This window comes from Streptomyces sp. NPDC037013, from assembly GCF_055607265.1.
Genome location: NZ_JBVJRV010000003.1, coordinates 707,966 through 725,673, shown reverse-complemented (window position 1 = coordinate 725,673; position 17,708 = coordinate 707,966). Strand labels below are relative to the sequence as shown.

Here is a 17,708-nt window from a genome sequence, read left to right as displayed (position 1 = left end):
TGCATCGCACCATTAGACTCGCGACCCCCCTCAATGGTTACGTCCCGATCGCTGTGATCTGCGTCTCTTGCATATGTCGCGTACGGGCGCAAGACCCCCCATATGGGGATCCTGTGACAGGTGTGTGGATACTGAAACGACCTCGTGAAGGGGTCATGAGAACGTCCGCAGCCGCAGGCTGTTCGTCACCACGAACACCGACGAGAACGCCATCGCGGCACCCGCGATCATCGGGTTGAGCAGACCGGCGGCGGCGAGCGGCAGCGCGGCGACGTTGTAGCCGAAGGCCCAGAAGAGATTGCCCTTGATGGTGGCGAGGGTCTTCCGGGAGAGCCTGATGGCGTCGGCCGCGACCCGCAAGTCCCCGCGCACGAGCGTCAGATCGCTCGCCTCGATCGCCGCGTCCGTGCCGGTGCCCATCGCCAGGCCGAGATCGGCGGTGGCGAGCGCGGCCGCGTCGTTCACGCCGTCCCCGACCATCGCCACGACCTTGCCCTCGCCCTGCAACCGCCGTACGACATCGACCTTGTCCTGCGGCAGGACCTCCGCGAACACGGCGTCCCGGTCGATGCCCACCGCATCGGCCACCGACGCGGCGACCGCCTTGTTGTCACCGGTGAGCAGCACCGGGGCGAGCCCGAGCGCGCGCAGCTCGCGCACCGCATCGGGACTGGTCTCCTTCAGGGCGTCCGCGACGGTCAGGACACCGCGGGCGGCGCCGTCCCAGGCGACCAGGACCGCGGTGCGCCCCGCGGCCTCCGCCTCGTCCCGCAGCCCCGCCACCGCCTCCAGGCCCGTCACCCTGGCCGCCGCGAGGAGCCGTTCGCGGCCGGCGAGCACCTCGTGCCCGTCCACGGTGCCGCGCACCCCGGACCCGGCGACGTTCTCGAACCGCTCGGGCACCGGCAGCTCCCCGACGGCGATCCCGAGACGGCCGGCGGCGCCCGCCGCGACGGCCCGCGCGACGGGGTGCTCCGAGGCGTGCTCCAGGGCGCCCGCGAGCCGAAGGAGGCGCTTCTCGTCGGTGTCCCCGACGACGTGCGCCTCCATGAGTTCCATGCGCCCGGTGGTGACGGTGCCGGTCTTGTCCAGGACGATCGTGTCGACGCGGCGGGTGGACTCCAGGACCTCCGGGCCCTTGATGAGGATGCCGAGCTGGGCGCCGCGGCCGGTGCCGACCATGAGGGCGGTCGGGGTGGCGAGCCCGAGAGCGCACGGGCAGGCGATGATCAGTACGGCGACGGCGGCGGTGAACGCGGCGGTCGCGTCACCGGTGGCGCCCAGCCAGCCGCCGAGCGTGCCGGTCGCGATGAGCAGGACGACGGGCACGAAGACCCCGGCGATCCGGTCGGCGAGCCGCTGTACCCGGGCCTTGCCGGTCTGGGCGTCCTCCACGAGCCGCGCCATCCGCGCCAGCGAGGTGTCCGAGCCGACCCGCGTCGCCCGGACCACGAGCCGCCCGGCGACGTTGACGGTGCCACCGGTCACGGCGGCACCGGCGGCCACGTCCACGGGCACGGACTCGCCGGTCAGCATCGAGGCGTCGACCGCGGAGGCGCCCTCGACGACGGTGCCGTCGGCCGCGACGGTCTCGCCGGGACGGACGACGAAGCGGTCCCCGACGGCCAGCCGCCCGACCGGCACCCGCGTCTCGGTGCCGTCCCGCAGCACCGCCACGTCCTTGGCGCCCAGCTCCAGCAGGGCGCGCAGCGCCGAGCCCGCCGTGCGCTTGGAGCGGGCCTCCAGCCAGCGGCCGAGCAGGATGAAGGTGACGACGCCCGCGGCGACTTCGAGGTAGATGGTGGAGGCGCCGTCGCCGGGCGAGGCGGTGAGGTCGAAGCCGTGCCGCATCCCGGGCATCCCGGCGTCCCCGGCGAACAGCGCCCACAGCGACCAGCCGAAGGCGGCGAGCGTGCCGATGGAGACGAGGGTGTCCATCGTCGCGGCCCCGTGCCGCAGGTTGGTGAAGGCCGCCCGGTGGAAGGGGAGGCCGCCCCAGACGACGACGGGCGCGGCGAGGGTGAGCGAGAGCCACTGCCAGTAGTCGAACTGGAGGGCGGGGACCATCGCGAGGAGCGCGACGGGCAGGGCGAGGAGCGCGGAGACGGTCAGGCGCTGCCGCAGGGTGTCGGGCTCGGTGATGTCGGCGGTGGTGGGGGCCGCGGACCCGTCCTCCGGTTCCGGCGGGGGCGGGACGATCTCCTCCGCGGTATAACCCAGCTTCTCGACGAGGGCGATGAGCTGGGCGACCTCGACCCCGTCGGCGTACGCGACCTTCGCCTTCTCCGTCGCGAGGTTGACCGTGGCGGTCACGCCCTCCATGCGGTTCAGCTTCTTCTCGATGCGGGACGAGCAGGAGGCGCAGGTCATTCCGCCGACGGCGAGTTCGACCTCATGCAGCTCGGTGTCGGCCTCGGGCGGGGCGCTGGCGACTTCCGTCATGACTCTTTCGTACTACTTCCGGGGGTGGAACGGCTGCGGGCCCTGTGGTGCCGGTGTCGGCACCACAGGGCCCGGGGTACCCGGCGGGCCGCCGGTCAGACGTCGCGGCCGGGGTGGACCTCAGGCCTCGACGCCGGCGAGCTCGTAGCCCGCCTCGTCGACGGCGGCGCGCACCGCGGCCTCGTCCAGCGGGGCCTCGGAGACCACCGTCACCTGCCCGGTGGCGGCGACCGCCTTGACGGAGCTGACGCCCGCGATCTCCGAGATCTCCGCGGAGACGGCGCCCTCGCAGTGCCCACAGGTCATGCCGGTCACCCGGTACACGGTGGTGACGGCGCCCTGCGGCGTCTCGGCGGCGCCGGAGTGGCAGGAACCGCTGGGGGAGCAGCAGGAGCCGGTCGACTCGGACGCGGCCTGCGGGAGCTCGGTCTGGGCGCTCATGTCGTTCTCCTCGGGGAGGGGTGTGTACGTATGCGGCGTGGCGTGCAGGAGGGGGCCCCGGAGTCCCGGTGTCCTCCTGACACACCCGACACTATACCCCTAGGGGGTACGTCTCAACGGGGTGGGGCCGCTCCGGGCGGGCCGCCGCGCTCAGTCTCTGCGTCCCCGGTTGCCGGGCCGGGCGGCGACCCAGGCGCGGATGGTGTCCGCGTACCAGTAGGGCTTGCCGCCCTCCACGTGATCGGGGTCGGGGAGCAGACCGTGCTTGCGGTAGGAGCGCACGGTGTCGGGCTGCACACGGATGTGCGCGGCGATCTCCTTGTACGACCAGAGCCTGCGGTCGGTCATCAGTGGCACCTCCCTGCGCGCGCCCAGGGCGGCCGGAGAGGCCGACGGGGGAGCTGGGCGCGGCGCGTGGCGATCACTCAGCCTGTGCCCGGTGAACGACGCTGAGTGACCGCATGGGGGCGGCTGTCGACCGCCTGTTACGCAAGACCCGCGTACACGAGACATGTGTGACAGGAAAGGGGTGTTTGTGACGGAAGAGACGCATCACGAAGGCGCATCGCCCCGGCGTGCGGGCGCCCGTCAGGCGCCGCAGGAGCGCAGGAAGGAGCGGGTGCGGCGGGCGATGGGCAGTGGCCGGTCCGGCGCGCACGGGTACATGTCCTGCTCCACGATGGCGAAGAGCTCCACACCCAGCTTCTGGGCGGCGGCGAGCACGGGCTCAAGCGCGGGCACGCCGGCGGGCGGCTCGCACATCACACCGCGCGCCACCGCGGGCCCGAACGGCACCTCTTGGGCGCGCACCTCGGCGAGGATCTCCGGGTCGACCTGCTTGAGGTGCAGATAGCCGATGCGTTCGCCGTACGTCTCGATGAGCTTGACGCTGTCGCCGCCGCAGTAGGCGTAGTGGCCGGTGTCCAGGCAGAGCGAGACGAGGTCCGGGTCGGTGGCGTCGAGGAAGCGGGTGACGTTCTCCTCGGTGTCGATGTGGGTGTCCGCGTGCGGGTGGACCACGACGCGCAGCCCGTACCGCTCGCGGACCTCGTGGGCGAGACGCTCGGTCTGGGTGGTCAGTTCGCGCCATTGTGCGGGCGTCAGGACGCGGTCCTCCAGGACCTCACCGGTCTTGTCGTCGCGCCAGAAGGAGGGGATGACGACGAGGTGTCCGGCGCCCACGGCCTGCGCGAGCGCGGCGTTGTCCGCGACGTGGGCCCAGGTTTTCTCCCAGACGGCCGGCCCGTGGTGCAGGCCCGTGAAGACGGTGCCCGCGGACACCTTGAGGCCGCGGCGGGCCGTCTCCGCCGCCAGTTCGGCCGGGTCGGTGGGGAGATAGCCGTACGGGCCGAGCTCGATCCACTCGTATCCGCACTCCGCGACCTCGTCGAGGAAGCGGCGCCAGGGCACCTGCCGCGGGTCGTCGGGGAACCACACGCCCCAGGAGTCGGGTGCCGAGCCGATCCGGATGCGAGACAGCGTCGTCATACCGGCCAGACTCCAGGCCGTCTCGGAAGGGTGTCAAGCAGTCGTCCGAATGTAAGGACAAAATGTTGACAGGGTTCCCGGCGCGGGATTAGACCTGGGGTCACACGAACGTCACATGAACGCGACGAAGGGGCGTGCAGGGTGACCGGTCCGTACGACGTCATCACGATGGGCCGGATCGGGGTGGACCTGTACCCCTTGCAGGTGGGGGTTCCCCTCGCCGAGGTGAGCGCGTTCGGGAAGTTTCTCGGCGGCTCCGCCAGCAACGTCGCGGTGGCCGCGGCCCGGCTCGGGCGCCGCGCCGCCGTCATCACGCGCACCGGCGAGGACCCCTTCGGCGCCTACCTGCACGGCGCGCTGCGGGAGTTCGGCGTCGACGACCGCTGGGTGACTCCGGTCGCGGGCCTGCCGACACCGGTGACGTTCTGCGAGATCTTCCCGCCGGACGACTTCCCGCTGTACTTCTACCGGCTGCCGAAAGCGCCCGACCTGGAGATCCACGAGAGCGAACTCGACCTCGACGCCATCGCGGCGGCGCGGATCTTCTGGATGACGGGCACGGGGCTCTGCGCGGAGCCGAGCAGGTCGGCGACGCTGGCCGCGCTCGGGGCGCGGCCGGCCGGCGGGGTCACGGTCTTCGACCTCGACTGGCGGCCGATGTTCTGGGACGACCCGGAGCGGGCGCGGCCCCACTACGCCGCCGCCCTCGCGCACGCCACCGTCGCCGTCGGCAACCTCGACGAGGTGGAGATCGCCACCGGGGAGCGCGAACCGCTCGCGGCGGCGCGGGCGTTGCTCGACGCCGGCGTCGGGCTGGCCGTCGTCAAGCAGGGTCCCGGCGGCGTACTCGCGATGAACCGCGCGGGCGAGGCGGCGCAGGTGCCGCCGCTGCCGGTGCACGTCCTCAACGGCCTCGGCGCCGGGGACGCGTTCGGCGGCGCGCTCTGCCACGGGCTGCTCGCGGGCTGGGATCTGGAACGGATCATGCGGTACGCCAACGCGGCGGGGGCGATCGTGGCCTCGCGGCTGGAGTGCTCGTCCGCCATGCCTTTTCCTGGCGAGGTCGCCTCGGCGGTGGAGAAGGGTGCCGTCACGTGAATCCGCGCGCCGCACGGGGTCGCCGTCCCCGGGGCGCCGCCCCGGACCCCGCTCCTCAAACGCCGGAGGGGCTGAAATCCCTGCCGGGCCGGCTCTGTGGTGGGCGTGGGAGCCGTCACGTGACGCCTGCCGCCGCACGGGGTCGCCGTCCTCGGGGCGCCGCCCCGGACCCCGCTCCTCAAACGCCGGAGGGGCTGAAATCCCTGCCGGGCCGGCCCGTTGCGTATGGGGCGGGAGTCGCGCCGGAGAGGCTGGAATCTCTGCCGGGTGGGTCTGTTGTGCGTGGGGTGAGTCGTGGTTGATGTCGGGGCTCTTGTGCGGACTCGGGCTCGGTGTCCCGAGGCCATCGCCGAGGCCGCCGCGCGGCGGCGGCGGAGGCCGTTGGTCCAAGGGAGCGGGCGGCTCATGATCGTCGCCGCCGACCACCCCGCCCGCGGCTCCCTCGGCGTCGGGGACGCGCCCCTCGCCATGGCCAACCGGCGCGACCTCCTCGAACGGCTCTGCCTCGCCCTGTCGCGGCCCGGGGTCGACGGGGTCCTCGCCAGTGCCGACGTCCTCGACGACCTGTTGCTCCTGGGCGCCCTGGACGGCAAGGTCGTCATGGGCTCGATGAACCGCGGCGGTCTCGCCGGGGCCGCCTTCGAGATGGACGACCGCTTCACCGGCCACCGGCCCGAGGACATCGAACGGCTCGGCTTCGACGCGGGCAAGCTGCTGCTGCGCGTCGACTACTCCGACCCGGGGTCGCTGACCACCCTGCACTCGGCCGCCCGCGTCGTCGACGCGATGGCCGGACGCGGTCTTCCGGTCTTCGTCGAGCCGTTCCTGACCCGCAGGGACGGCCCTGGGCCGCCCCGCAACGACCTGGGCGCCGAGGCCGTCATCCGGTCCATCGCCATCGCCTCCGGGCTCGCCGGCACCTCCGCGTACACCTGGCTGAAGGTGCCCGTCACCGACGACCCCGACGACATGGCCCGCGTGATGGAGACCTCGACGCTGCCCGCCGTGCTCCTCGGCGGCGACGTCGGGACAGATCAGGACGGTGCGTACGAGAAGTGGCGCGGCGCCTTGCAACTGCCCACCGTGCAGGGTCTCGTCGTGGGCAGGGCGCTGCTGTACCCGCCGGACGGGGACGTGGCGGCGGCGGTCGACACCGCCGTGGGACTGCTCTAGCGGGACAGGCGACGGGACGGACAGGCCTGGGAGGCCCACATGACGTACGTACCGAAAGGGAGCGTGGCCGACGGCCCGTACGCCCTCTCCATCGATCCGGCACGGGCCGGGTGGACCTACACGCACCTGCGCGTCCTCGAACTCGCGCCGGGCGGGCGGCACTCCTTCGCCACCGGCGGGAGTGAATGGATCGTGCTCCCGCTGACCGGCGGCTGTACGGTGCAGACGACAGACGGGATCATCGAACTGCGGGGCCGCGAGAGCGTGTTCAGCGGAGTCTCGGACTTCGCTTATCTGCCGCGCGATGCCCGTATCCAGATCGCCTCCGGCGCGGGAGGCCGCTTCGCCCTGGCAGGAGCGGAGTGCGAGCGTCGACTCCCCGCCCGCTACGGCCCCGCGCCGGAGGTACCCGTGGAGAGCCGCGGCACCGGCGGCTGCGCCCGCGAGGTGCGCAACTTCGCGTCGGCCGACGCCTTCGCCTGCGACCGGCTCATCGCCGTCGAGGTGATCACGCCGGGCGGCAACTGGTCCTCGTACCCGCCGCACAAGCACGACGAGCACCGGCCGGGCGTCGAGGCGGAGCTCGAAGAGGTCTACTACTACGAGATCGAGGCACAAGGCGGCCGTGAGGGAATGGGGTACCAGCGGGTGTTCCCGTCCCGGGAGGGTGGCACCGACGTCCTCGCCGAGGTCCGCACCGGGGACGCCGTGCTGGTGCCCGACGGATGGCACGGCCCGTCGGTCGCCCAGCCCGGCCACGCGATGTACTACCTGAATGTGATGGCGGGTCCGGGCGAGGAGAGGGAGTGGCGGATCTGCTTCCACCCCGACCACACGGAGGGATATCGATGACGGGGACCCCCAAGGACGGCGTCAGGCTCACCACCGCGCAGGCGCTCGTGCGCTTCCTGTCCCGGCAGTTCACCGAGCGGGACGGCACCCGGCAGCGGCTGATCGGCGCGACCTGGGGCATCTTCGGGCACGGCAACGTGGCCGGCATCGGGCAGGCGCTCGTGGAGCACGCCGACGAGATGCCCTTCCACCAGGGACGCAACGAGCAGGCCATGGTGCATGCCGCCGTCGGGTACGCGCGCCACAGCGGCCGGCTCTCCACGCACGCCGTGACCACCTCCATCGGGCCCGGCGCCACCAACCTCGTCACCGGGGCCGCGCTCGCCACCGTCAACCGGCTGCCCGTCCTGCTGCTGCCCGGCGACACCTTCGCGACGCGCCCCGCCGACCCGGTCCTCCAGCAGCTCGAAGTGGCGTACGCGGGCGACGTGTCGGTCAACGACTGCCTGCGGCCGGTGTCGCGGTACTTCGACCGCGTCACCCGGCCCGAGGCGCTGATCCCCGCCGCGCTCGCCGCCATGCGGGTGCTCACCGACCCGGTGGAGACCGGCGCGGTCACGCTCGCGCTGCCGCAGGACGTGCAGGCCGAGGCGTACGACTGGCCGGCGGAGTTCTTCGCCGAGCGGGTGTGGACCGTCCGCAGGCCCGCCCCCGACCCGCGCGAGGTGGCCGCCGCCGCGGCCGCGGTGCGCGCGGCCCGCCGCCCCCTGGTCATCGCGGGCGGCGGCGTCCACCACAGCGCCGCGGAGGAGGCCCTGCGGGAGTTCGCCGAGGCCACCCGGATCCCCGTCGCCTCCACCCAGGCGGGCAAGGGCTCCCTGCGCCACGACCACCCGGCGGACGTCGGCGGCATCGGGCACACCGGCACCGCCACCGCCGACGAACTGGCCCGCACCGCCGACCTGGTGATCGGCGTCGGCACCCGCTACAGCGACTTCACCACCGCCTCCGGCACCCTCTTCGAGGCGAGCGGGGTGCGCTTCCTCAACCTCAACATCGCCCCCTTCGACGGCCACAAGCTGGCGGCCACCACCCTGGTCGCCGACGCCCGCGCCGGCCTTGAAGCCCTCGGGCAGGCGCTGCGCGGCCACCGCGTCGAGCCCGCCTACGCCGTGGAGTACGCGGACGACAAGGAGCGCTGGGAGCAGCGGGTGGAGGCCGCCTATCAGGCGGAAGAGCCGGACATAAGGCCCACGCAGACCCAAGTGCTGGGCCTGCTCGACGAGTTGGTGGACGAGGAGGACGTCGTCATCAACGCGGCCGGGTCGCTCCCCGGCGACCTGCACAAGCTGTGGCGGACCCGGTCGCCGCGCCAGTACCACGTCGAGTACGGCTACTCCTGCATGGGATACGAGATCCCCGCGGCCATCGGCGTCGCGCTCGCCGAGCCCGGGCGGCCGGTGTGGGCGCTGGTCGGCGACGGCACGTACCTGATGAATCCGACCGAGCTCGTCACGGCCGTCCAGGAGAACATCCCGATCAAGGTCGTCATCCTGCAGAACCACGGCTACGCCTCCATCGGCGGCCTCTCGGAGTCCGTGGGTGGCGAGCGGTTCGGCACCGCGTACCGCTTCCGGGCGCCGGACGGGACGTACACCGGGGGCCCGCTCCCCGTCGACCTCGCCGCGAACGCGGCCTCGCTCGGCATGCGGGTGCTGCGCGCCAAGACCGTGCGTGACCTGCGGGCGGCGCTGCGCGAGGCGCGCGGGGCAGACCGGCCCACATGTGTCTATGTGGAGACGGAAACGGCAGACACAGTGTCGGGCCCGCCCCCGGCACAGGCGTGGTGGGATGTGCCCGTGGCCGAGACCGCGACCCGGGAGTCGGCGGTCAAGGCCAGGGAAGAGTACGACCGGCACGTCGGGGCCCGGCGCCGCCACCTGTGAGAGTAGGGATGCTTGTCATGACGAAGACCGTCAATCACTGGATCGGCGGGAAGGCCGTCGAGGGCGCGTCCGGTACGTACGGCCCGGTCACCGACCCGGCGACCGGCGCCGTCACGACGCAGGTCGCGTTCGCGTCGGTGGACGAGGTGGACGCCGCCGTCGCCGCCGCCCGCGGGGCCTTCGCCACCTGGGGCACCTCCTCGCTCGCCAAGCGCACCGCGATCCTCTTCAAGTTCCGCGCGCTGCTCGACGCCAACCGCGACGCGGTCGCCGAGCTGATCGTCGCCGAGCACGGCAAGGTGCACTCCGACGCGCTCGGCGAGGTCGCCCGCGGCCTGGAGATCGTCGACCTGGCCTGCGGCATCACGGTGCAGCTGAAGGGCGAGCTGTCGACCGAGGTCGCCTCCCGCGTGGACGTCTCCTCGATCCGCCAGCCGCTCGGCGTCGTCGCCGGCATCACGCCGTTCAACTTCCCGGCCATGGTGCCGATGTGGATGTTCCCGCTGGCCATCGCGTGCGGCAACACCTTCGTGCTCAAGCCGAGCGAGAAGGACCCGTCCGCCTCGATGAAGATCGCCGAGCTCCTGAGCGAGGCCGGTCTGCCGGACGGCGTCTTCAACGTCGTGCACGGCGACAAGGTGGCCGTCGACCGCCTCCTCGAGCACCCGGACGTCGCGGCCGTCTCCTTCGTCGGCTCCACCCCCATCGCCCGCCACATCCACGCGACCGCCTCCGCCAACGGCAAGCGCGTCCAGGCCCTCGGCGGCGCCAAGAACCACATGCTGGTCCTGCCCGACGCCGACCTGGACGCGGCGGCCGACGCGGCCGTCTCCGCGGCCTACGGCTCGGCGGGCGAGCGCTGCATGGCGATCTCGGCGGTCGTCGCGGTCGGCGCGATCGGCGACGAACTCGTCGCGAAGATCAAGGAGCGTGCCGAGAAGATCAAGATCGGCCCCGGCAACGACCCGGCCTCCGAGATGGGCCCGCTCATCACCGCCGCCCACCGCGACAAGGTCGCCTCGTACGTCACGGGCGCCGCGGCCGAGGGGAGCGAGGTCGTCCTCGACGGCACCGGCCACACGGTCGAGGGCCACGAGAACGGCCACTGGATCGGCCTCTCCCTGCTCGACCGCGTCCCGACCACCGCCAAGGCCTACCAGGACGAGATCTTCGGCCCGGTCCTGTGCGTGCTGCGCGTCGACACGTACGACGAGGGCGTGGCGCTGATGAACGCCTCGCCGTTCGGCAACGGCACCGCCATCTTCACCCGGGACGGCGGCGCGGCCCGCCGCTTCCAGCTGGAGATCGAGGCGGGCATGGTCGGCGTCAACGTGCCGATCCCGGTGCCGGTGGGCTACCACTCCTTCGGCGGCTGGAAGGACTCGCTCTTCGGCGACCACCACATCTACGGCAACGACGGCACGCACTTCTACACCCGCGGCAAGGTCGTCACCACGCGCTGGCCCGACCCGTCGGACGCCCCGTCCGGCGTCGACCTCGGCTTCCCGCGCAACCACTGAGCCGCTCCCCGCGAGTTGCCCCCTGGTCTCTTGACCAGGGGGCTTCGTCGTCCCGGCCCGAACGCGTGGTTACCTTCCCCGCATCCGCTCCGTCATGGGTGATGACGGGCCCGAACAGGCCCGCGTACCAGCTGGAGGAGCACCAATGCTGACGAACATCATGTACGTGACGCTCTACGTCACCGATCAGGAGCGGGCGCTGGGTTTCTACACGGAAAAGCTCGGTCTGGAGAAGCGCGTCGACCACGCGGGTCCTGAGGGGCGCTTCCTCACGGTGGGCGTCCCCGGCAGCCCCCTCGAGATCATCCTCTGGCCGCACGCCGCGGCTGCGGGGCACCCCGCCGAGCTGCGGCCGGGCACCACACCGGGTCCGGTCTTCCTCGAATCGGACGACCTGCGCGCGGACTTCGAGGTGTTCCGCGACCGCGGTGTGACGTTCGACAAGCCCGAACCGGAGGACTACGGATACGGGATCCGCGCCGAGGCAGTGGACCCGGACGGCAACCGGATCTCGCTGCGCCAGCGCGCGGCCTGGCAGCTTCCCGACGCCGACTGACCCACAATCCGACGCTGACGGACGAGGTGTTCCAGCATGCCGACAACGATCGACTCAGTGGTCACGCGACAGCGCGTCGACGACCTGGAGGCGGCCGTCCCCTTCTACGAGCGGTTGACCGGCCGGACGGCCACCCGCTTCGACTTCGCCGGTGTACGCCTGGCGAGCGTCGGGCCCTTCCTGCTGTTCTGCGGTCCGGACGAAGCAGTGCACAGGGTGGCCCGAGTGAGTGCCACTCTGCCGGTCTCAGACCTGGTTGCCGCCGTCGGGGAAGCCGTCGCGGCCGGTGCCACCGTGGTGATGCCGGTGCAGCCCACCCCCAACGGCCACCGAGCCGTGCTGCGGCACCCTCACGGGGGCGTGTACGAATACGTCGGCCGTGAGCCGGCGCAGCAGGTGGGAGGCACGGCGTCCCACCCGCCGGTGGCCTCTTAGGTCCGGGGGCTCCGCCGTTGGTTCACCGTTCTACGATGTGTGTGCACTACATGGAAGGCCGTGAGCATGCCGCACATCGACATCGACTACGCCGAGACCCTGTCCGGCGTCCTGGATCTGCCCGCCCTCGTGGCGGAGCTGCATCCCCTGGTCGTGGAGCGGGTGGACTCGGTCGGCGTCGGCAAGAGCTTCTGCCGCTCGGCGGCGGCCTTCGTGGACGGGCGCGCGGCGGCGCCCTTCGTCCATGTCACCGTGGGCCTCCTTCCGGGGCGCGGGCCCGCCGTGAAGGCCGGGCTCTCCGACGACGTCCTCGCGCTGCTGTGCAAGCACCTCTCGGGGGTCGAGGGCGCGACGTACTCAGTAGAGGTGCGCGACCTCGACCCCTCCTACCGGCTCCATCCGACGCACTGAGCGGCCGCACTGAGCGGAGCCGCCCCGTGACTGAATGTGGAGGGGTGTCGTCCGGATACCGGACGGATCCGATTCTTTTTTGACGCCGTCCTTGCGGTTCCCGTGCACAGGGTGCAATTCGGGCACCTAATGCGGCTCCGTTCATCCGCCTGCAATATCAAGGTCATATCCGAGACGGGCATGTTCATTGCGACCCCAAGGAGCAAACTCTTGGGAAAGCCAGGCAACTTGGGGATCTTCGCGGCTGCGGATTCCGTAGGTAAAGGACCGTTGACGTTCCGGTTGCCGCCGGGGTTCGATGACGCGCCGGGAGCCACCGAAACACCAGCTCAACAGCCTTCGGAGGCGATAGCGCTCCCGCCGTACTCCTGCCACACGAGTCGATCGGAACCGCTGCTCCATGACCGACACGCTTCGCCCACTCCAGTCCGCCACCACCGGGGAGCCCCCGGCACCGGTAGCCGTCCCCGGGGACCCCCAGAAGCTCAAGCGTTCCATCGGCGTCGTCGGCGGCACCCTCCTCACGCTCTCGTGCGTGACGCCCGCCTCCACCCTCTTCGTCGTCGTCCCCGACCTCTTCTCCTCGCTCGGCACCGCCACCGCGCTCACCATCGCGATCGGCTCGCTGCTCTGCGTCGGCGTCGCGTTCTGCTACTCGGAGCTGGGCACCCTCATCCCCAGCGCGGGCGGCGAGTACGCGATGGTCTCCACCATGGCGGGACGCCTCGCCGGCTGGCTGGTCTTCGTCCTCTCGCTGCTGGTCGTGATGATCGTGCCGCCCGTGATCGCCATGGGTACGGCCGACTACCTGGCCCCGGTCATCCACCTCGACCCCTCCTACGCGGGCGCCGGCGTCATGATCCTCGCCACCCTCGCGGGCCTGCTCGACCTGCGCGCCAACGCCTGGATCACCGGCATCTTCCTGGTCCTCGAGGTGATCGCGGCCGGCGTCGTGGCCGTCCTCGGCTTCACCCACGCCGAGCGGGGCGCGGGCAGCCTGGCGGACCTGTCGGTGGCGGGCTCCGGACCCGGCGGCGTCGACACCGTCACGGCGATGCTGATCGTCTCCGGCCTCGCCGTCGCCCTCTTCGTCACCCAGGGCTTCTCGACGGCCGTCTACCTCTCCGAGGAGCTGGAGAACCCGCGCCGCAACGTCGCCCGCACCGTCCTCGCGACCCTCGCCATCTCCACCGTGATCATCCTGGTCCCCGTCGTCGCGATCACCATGGGCGCCGAGAGCCTCACCGCCCTGTCCGAGGGCGACATCAGCGCCATGGTGACGGCCTGGTCCAACTCGGCGGTCGGCACCTTCGTCAGCCTCTGCGTGGCCCTCGCCATCATCAACGCGGGCATCGTCATGGTCATCCAGAACTCCCGCGTCCTGTTCGCCTCCGCCCGGGACAGGGCCTGGCCCACCCCGGTCAACAAGGCCCTGTCGAAGCTCGGCGGAACCGGCGCCCCCTGGGCCGCCACGCTCCTCGTGGGCATCCCCGGCGCGCTCCTGTGCTTCGTCAACCTGGACACGCTGTACGGCGTGACCGGCGTCTCCGTGACCGGCATGTACCTGCTGGTGGCGGTCGCCGCGCTGCTCGCCCGGCGCGGATCGCACGGCCACGGCTCGGCCTGGCGGATGCCGCTGTGGCCCGCGGTGCCCGTGGTGCTGATCGCGGTCCTCGCGTACGTGCTGAGCCGGCAGGAGACCCAGTACCTCGTGTGGACCGGCTCCATCGTGGTCGTCGCGACCCTGTACTGGGCGCTGTACCTGCGCCCGCGCCGCGAGACGCGCTGGCTGGTCACGGTGGACTGCGACGGTCTCGACGACTGACCCCGGGGCCCCGACCCCCGCCCCGGCCCCGCGTCCCGCGCCCGTACCTTTGACGGCATGGATCTACGACTGCCCAGGGCCAGGTTCCCCGTGCCGCGCGGTCCGCGCAGGCTGCTCGCCGCCGCGGCCGCCGTCGTGGTGCTCGCCGGGGTGGGCACCTGGACGGCGGCCGCCTCGGACGACGCCCCCGCCGTGCACCGCGTGGACCGCATGGTCGACACCGGCGGCGCCCGGATCGACACCTCGTACTTCACGGCGGGCGACCCGCACACCAAGCGCCCCGCCGTCCTCATCGGCCACGGCTTCGGCGGCAGCAAGAACGACGTGCGCGCACAGGCGGAGGACCTCGCCGCCGACGGGTACGCGGTCCTGACGTGGTCCGCGCGCAGCTTCGGCAGGTCCACCGGCAAGATCGGGCTCAACGACCCCAAGGGCGAGGTCGCCGACGTCTCCAAGCTGATCGACTGGCTGGCCACCCGCCCCGAGGTGCGGCTCGACAAGGAAGGCGACCCGCGCGTCGGCATCACCGGCGCCTCCTACGCGGGCGCGGTCTCGCTGCTCACCGCCGGGTACGACCGGCGGGTGGACGCGATCGCCCCGCAGATCACCTACTGGAACCTCGCGGACGCGCTGTTCCCCGACGGCGTCTTCAAGAAGCTGTGGGCCGGCCTGTTCGTCAACACCGGCGGCGGCTGCGACCGGTTCGAGAAGCGGCTGTGCGCCATGTACGAGCGGATCGCCGAGGCCGGCAGGCCGGACGCCGCCGCGCGCGAACTGCTCACCGAGCGCAGCCCGGTCGCCGTCGGCGACCGCATCAAGGTGCCCATGTACCTCGCCCAGGGCCAGACCGACTCGCTCTTCCCGCTCACCCAGGGCGACGCCATCGCCCGGGCCGTCCGCGCCAACCACGCGCCCGTCTCCGTCGACTGGATCGCCGGCGGCCACGACGGCGGCGACCGCGAGAGGGACCGCGTCGAAGGACGCGTCAACGCCTGGTTCGACCGCTACCTCAAGGGCGACAAGACCACCGACACCGGCCCCGCGTTCCGGATCACCCGCACCGGAGGTGTCGACTCCACCGACGGCGCGGCCCGCAAGCGGGGCGCATCCGGCGACGCGTATCCGGGCCTGGAGAGCGGCCTGCGCCCGGTCCCGCTGCGCGGCCGCGAGCAGAGCTTCGCCAACCCGGCGGGCGGCAACCCGCCCGCCATCTCCGGCCTGCCCGGCACCGGCGGCGGCCGGCTCTCCCAGTTCGCCTCCCTCGGCGTCGGCGTCTCCGTCGACTTCCCCGGCCAGAACGCGCGGTACGACTCCGCGCCGCTCGGCAAGGACCTGCGCGTCACCGGCACGCCGACGGTCCGGGCACACGTGAAGTCCTCGACCGACGACGCGGTGCTCTTCACGAAGGTCTACGACGTCGGCCCCGGCGGCAAACAGCAGGTGCTGCCCTCCCAGCTCGTCTCCCCGGTCCGCGTCGAGGGCGCGGGACGCGGCAAGGACGTCACCCTGCGGATGCCCGCCGTCGACCACGAGGTGCAGAAGGGCCACCGCCTGCGCCTGGTCATCGCCTCGACCGACCTCGGCTTCGCCTCGCCTGCCCGCCCCGCCACGTACACCGTCTCCCTCAAGGGCGACCTGAAGGTGCCGACGGCGCCCGGCGTCGAGACCGCCGCCGCGCCGCTGCCCTCCTGGGTGTGGTGGCTGCCGGCCACCGGCGCCCTGCTCGCCCTCGGCCTGCTCGTCACCGCGCGCCGCCGCACCACCGCCCCCGCGCCCGACCCGGACCTCGCCGAAGTGCCGCTCCACATCACCGGATTGAGCAAGCGGTACGCCAGGTCCAGCGACCGGTACGCCGTCCGCGACGTCTCCTTCACCGTCGAGAAGGGCCAGGTCCTCGGCCTCCTCGGACCCAACGGCGCGGGCAAGACCACCACCCTGCGCATGCTGATGGGCCTCATCCGCCCCGACGCGGGCGAGATCCGCGTCTTCGGCCGGGCCATCCGCCCCGGCGCGCCCGTCCTCTCCCGGGTCGGCGCGTTCGTCGAGGGCGCCGGATTCCTGCCGCACCTCTCCGGCCGCGAGAACCTGGAGCTGTACTGGAAGGCGACCGGCCGCCCCGCCGAGGACGCCCACCTGGACGAGGCGCTGGAGATCGCCGGGCTCGGCGACGCCCTGGCCCGCGCCGTGCGCACCTACTCGCAGGGCATGCGCCAGCGCCTCGCCATCGCCCAGGCCATGCTCGGCCTGCCGGACCTGCTCATCCTCGACGAGCCGACCAACGGCCTCGACCCGCCGCAGATCCGCGAGATGCGCGACGTCATGATCCGGTACGCGCGCGGCGGCCGCACCGTCATCGTCTCCAGCCACCTCCTCGCCGAGGTCGAGCAGTCCTGCACGCACCTGGTCGTCATGGACCGCGGCCGGCTCGTCCAGGCCGGACCGGTCGCCGACATCGTGGGCTCCGGCGACACGCTGCTCGTCGGCCTCGCCGCGGAGATCCCCGATCCGCTGGTCGAGAAGGTCGCCGCGCTGCCCGGCGTCGCCTCCGCGGTCCGCGCGGACGGCGGCCTGCTCGTCCGGCTCGACGGCACCGGGCAGACGAGCGCCGCACGGCTGCTGCCCGAACTGGTGCGCCTGGACGTGCCCGTGGAGTCCATGGGCCCGCACCGCCGTCTCGAAGACGCGTTCCTGACCCTGATCGGAGGCACCGCATGAGCGCCCCCACGCTGGAGCGGCCCACCGCGCCCGGCTACCGCGCCGGCCGCACCCTGCCCCTGCGGGTGGAGGCGGTGCGCCAGCTGAAGCGGCGCCGCACGCTGGTGATGGGCGCCATCATGGCGCTCCTCCCGGTCGTCCTGATCATCGCGTTCGCCGTCGCGGGTGGCTCACCGGGCTCCCGCAACGGCAACGTGACGCTGATGGACACCGCCACCGCGTCCGGCGCCAACTTCGCGGCCACCTGCCTCTTCGTGTCGGCGGGCTTCCTGCTGGTGATCCCGGTGGCCCTGTTCTTCGGGGACACCGTCGCCTCCGAGGCGAGCTGGTCCTCGCTGCGCTATCTGCTCGCCGCGCCCGTGCCGCGGGCCCGTCTGCTCTGGTCGAAGATGGCCGTCGCCCTCGGTCTGAGCGCCGCCGCGCTGGTGCTGCTGCCGCTCGTCGCGGTCGTGGTCGGCACGGCGGCGTACGGCTGGGGGCCGCTGGAGATCCCGACCGGCGGGCAGCTGCCCGCGGGCACGGCCGCCCAGCGGCTCCTGGTCGTCGTCGCGTACATCTTCGTCTCCCAACTGGTCACCGGTGGCCTCGCGTTCTGGCTGTCGACGAGGACCGACGCCCCGCTCGGCGCGGTGGGCGGCGCGGTCGGACTGACGATCGTCGGCAACGTCCTCGACGCGGTGACGGCGCTCGGTGGCTGGCGCGACTTCCTGCCCGCGCACTGGCAGTTCGCCTGGGCCGACGCCATCCAGCCGCAGCCCGAGTGGGCCGGCATGATCCAGGGCTCGGCGGTGTCGGTGACGTACGCGCTGGTGCTGTTCGCGCTGGCGTTCCGGGGGTTCGCCCGCAAGGACATCGTCAGCTGAGGC

At 72.4% G+C, this 17,708-nt stretch carries 15 protein-coding genes; 11 read left to right on the top strand and 4 right to left on the bottom strand.

Annotated elements, in window-relative coordinates:
* Positions 1-153: 153 nt before the first annotated feature.
* The 4 genes from ACZ7DY_RS13055 to ACZ7DY_RS13040 form a co-directional block, all read right to left on the bottom strand.
* On the bottom strand, positions 154-2,442 hold the full coding sequence (locus ACZ7DY_RS13055) for a heavy metal translocating P-type ATPase (RefSeq protein WP_471133828.1): 2,289 nt from the start codon (positions 2,440-2,442) through the stop codon (positions 154-156).
* 120 nt (positions 2,443-2,562) lie between these two features.
* Positions 2,563-2,883: a heavy-metal-associated domain-containing protein gene (locus tag ACZ7DY_RS13050; RefSeq protein WP_471133825.1), complete on the bottom strand. Its 321-nt coding sequence runs from the start codon at positions 2,881-2,883 to the stop codon at positions 2,563-2,565.
* 150 nt (positions 2,884-3,033) lie between these two features.
* Positions 3,034-3,231 (bottom strand): MerR family transcriptional regulator, encoded by a 198-nt coding sequence (locus ACZ7DY_RS13045; RefSeq protein ID WP_467669408.1) that lies wholly within the window; start codon positions 3,229-3,231, stop codon positions 3,034-3,036.
* Positions 3,232-3,471: 240 nt separating this feature from the next.
* A complete protein-coding gene (locus tag ACZ7DY_RS13040) occupies positions 3,472-4,371 on the bottom strand; it encodes a sugar phosphate isomerase/epimerase family protein (protein WP_471133822.1) in 900 nt (299 codons plus the stop codon).
* Positions 4,372-4,512: 141 nt separating this feature from the next.
* Between ACZ7DY_RS13040 and iolC the strand changes: the two genes are divergently transcribed.
* The 11 genes from iolC to ACZ7DY_RS12985 all read left to right on the top strand — a co-directional run bounded on the left by iolC (position 4,513) and on the right by ACZ7DY_RS12985 (position 17,705).
* On the top strand, positions 4,513-5,469 hold the full coding sequence (gene iolC, locus ACZ7DY_RS13035; RefSeq protein ID WP_471133820.1) for a 5-dehydro-2-deoxygluconokinase: 957 nt from the start codon (positions 4,513-4,515) through the stop codon (positions 5,467-5,469).
* 294 nt (positions 5,470-5,763) lie between these two features.
* Positions 5,764-6,642, top strand: coding sequence for a Cgl0159 family (beta/alpha)8-fold protein (locus tag ACZ7DY_RS13030; protein WP_471133817.1), 879 nt, complete (start codon positions 5,764-5,766; stop codon positions 6,640-6,642).
* Between the two features lie 39 nt (positions 6,643-6,681).
* Positions 6,682-7,494, top strand: a complete 813-nt coding sequence (iolB, locus tag ACZ7DY_RS13025; protein WP_471133814.1) for a 5-deoxy-glucuronate isomerase — start codon at positions 6,682-6,684, stop codon at positions 7,492-7,494.
* Positions 7,491-9,380: a 3D-(3,5/4)-trihydroxycyclohexane-1,2-dione acylhydrolase (decyclizing) gene (gene iolD, locus ACZ7DY_RS13020; RefSeq protein WP_471133812.1), complete on the top strand. Its 1,890-nt coding sequence runs from the start codon at positions 7,491-7,493 to the stop codon at positions 9,378-9,380. The genes iolB and iolD overlap by 4 nt, the downstream gene beginning before the upstream one ends.
* A 17-nt stretch (positions 9,381-9,397) precedes the next feature.
* Positions 9,398-10,900, top strand: a complete 1,503-nt coding sequence (gene mmsA / locus ACZ7DY_RS13015) for a CoA-acylating methylmalonate-semialdehyde dehydrogenase (protein ID WP_471133809.1) — start codon at positions 9,398-9,400, stop codon at positions 10,898-10,900.
* A gap of 145 nt (positions 10,901-11,045) precedes the next feature.
* Positions 11,046-11,456 (top strand): VOC family protein, encoded by a 411-nt coding sequence (locus ACZ7DY_RS13010; RefSeq protein WP_471133807.1) that lies wholly within the window; start codon positions 11,046-11,048, stop codon positions 11,454-11,456.
* 36 nt (positions 11,457-11,492) lie between these two features.
* Entirely contained in the window at positions 11,493-11,891 is a 399-nt protein-coding gene (locus tag ACZ7DY_RS13005) for a VOC family protein (RefSeq protein WP_471133804.1), read from the top strand.
* Positions 11,892-11,957: 66 nt separating this feature from the next.
* Positions 11,958-12,302 carry a 5-carboxymethyl-2-hydroxymuconate Delta-isomerase gene (locus tag ACZ7DY_RS13000; RefSeq protein WP_471133801.1) on the top strand — a complete coding sequence of 115 codons (345 nt, stop codon included), beginning with the start codon at positions 11,958-11,960 and terminating at the stop codon, positions 12,300-12,302.
* 400 nt (positions 12,303-12,702) lie between these two features.
* Complete coding sequence (locus ACZ7DY_RS12995; protein ID WP_471133799.1) at positions 12,703-14,127, top strand: APC family permease; 1,425 nt, start codon at positions 12,703-12,705, stop codon at positions 14,125-14,127.
* 57 nt (positions 14,128-14,184) lie between these two features.
* Entirely contained in the window at positions 14,185-16,842 is a 2,658-nt protein-coding gene (locus ACZ7DY_RS12990; RefSeq protein WP_471133796.1) for an alpha/beta fold hydrolase, read from the top strand.
* Complete coding sequence (locus tag ACZ7DY_RS12985) at positions 16,839-17,705, top strand: ABC transporter permease (protein ID WP_471133793.1); 867 nt, start codon at positions 16,839-16,841, stop codon at positions 17,703-17,705. The genes ACZ7DY_RS12990 and ACZ7DY_RS12985 overlap by 4 nt, the downstream gene beginning before the upstream one ends.
* The last annotated feature ends 3 nt before the right edge of the window (positions 17,706-17,708 follow it).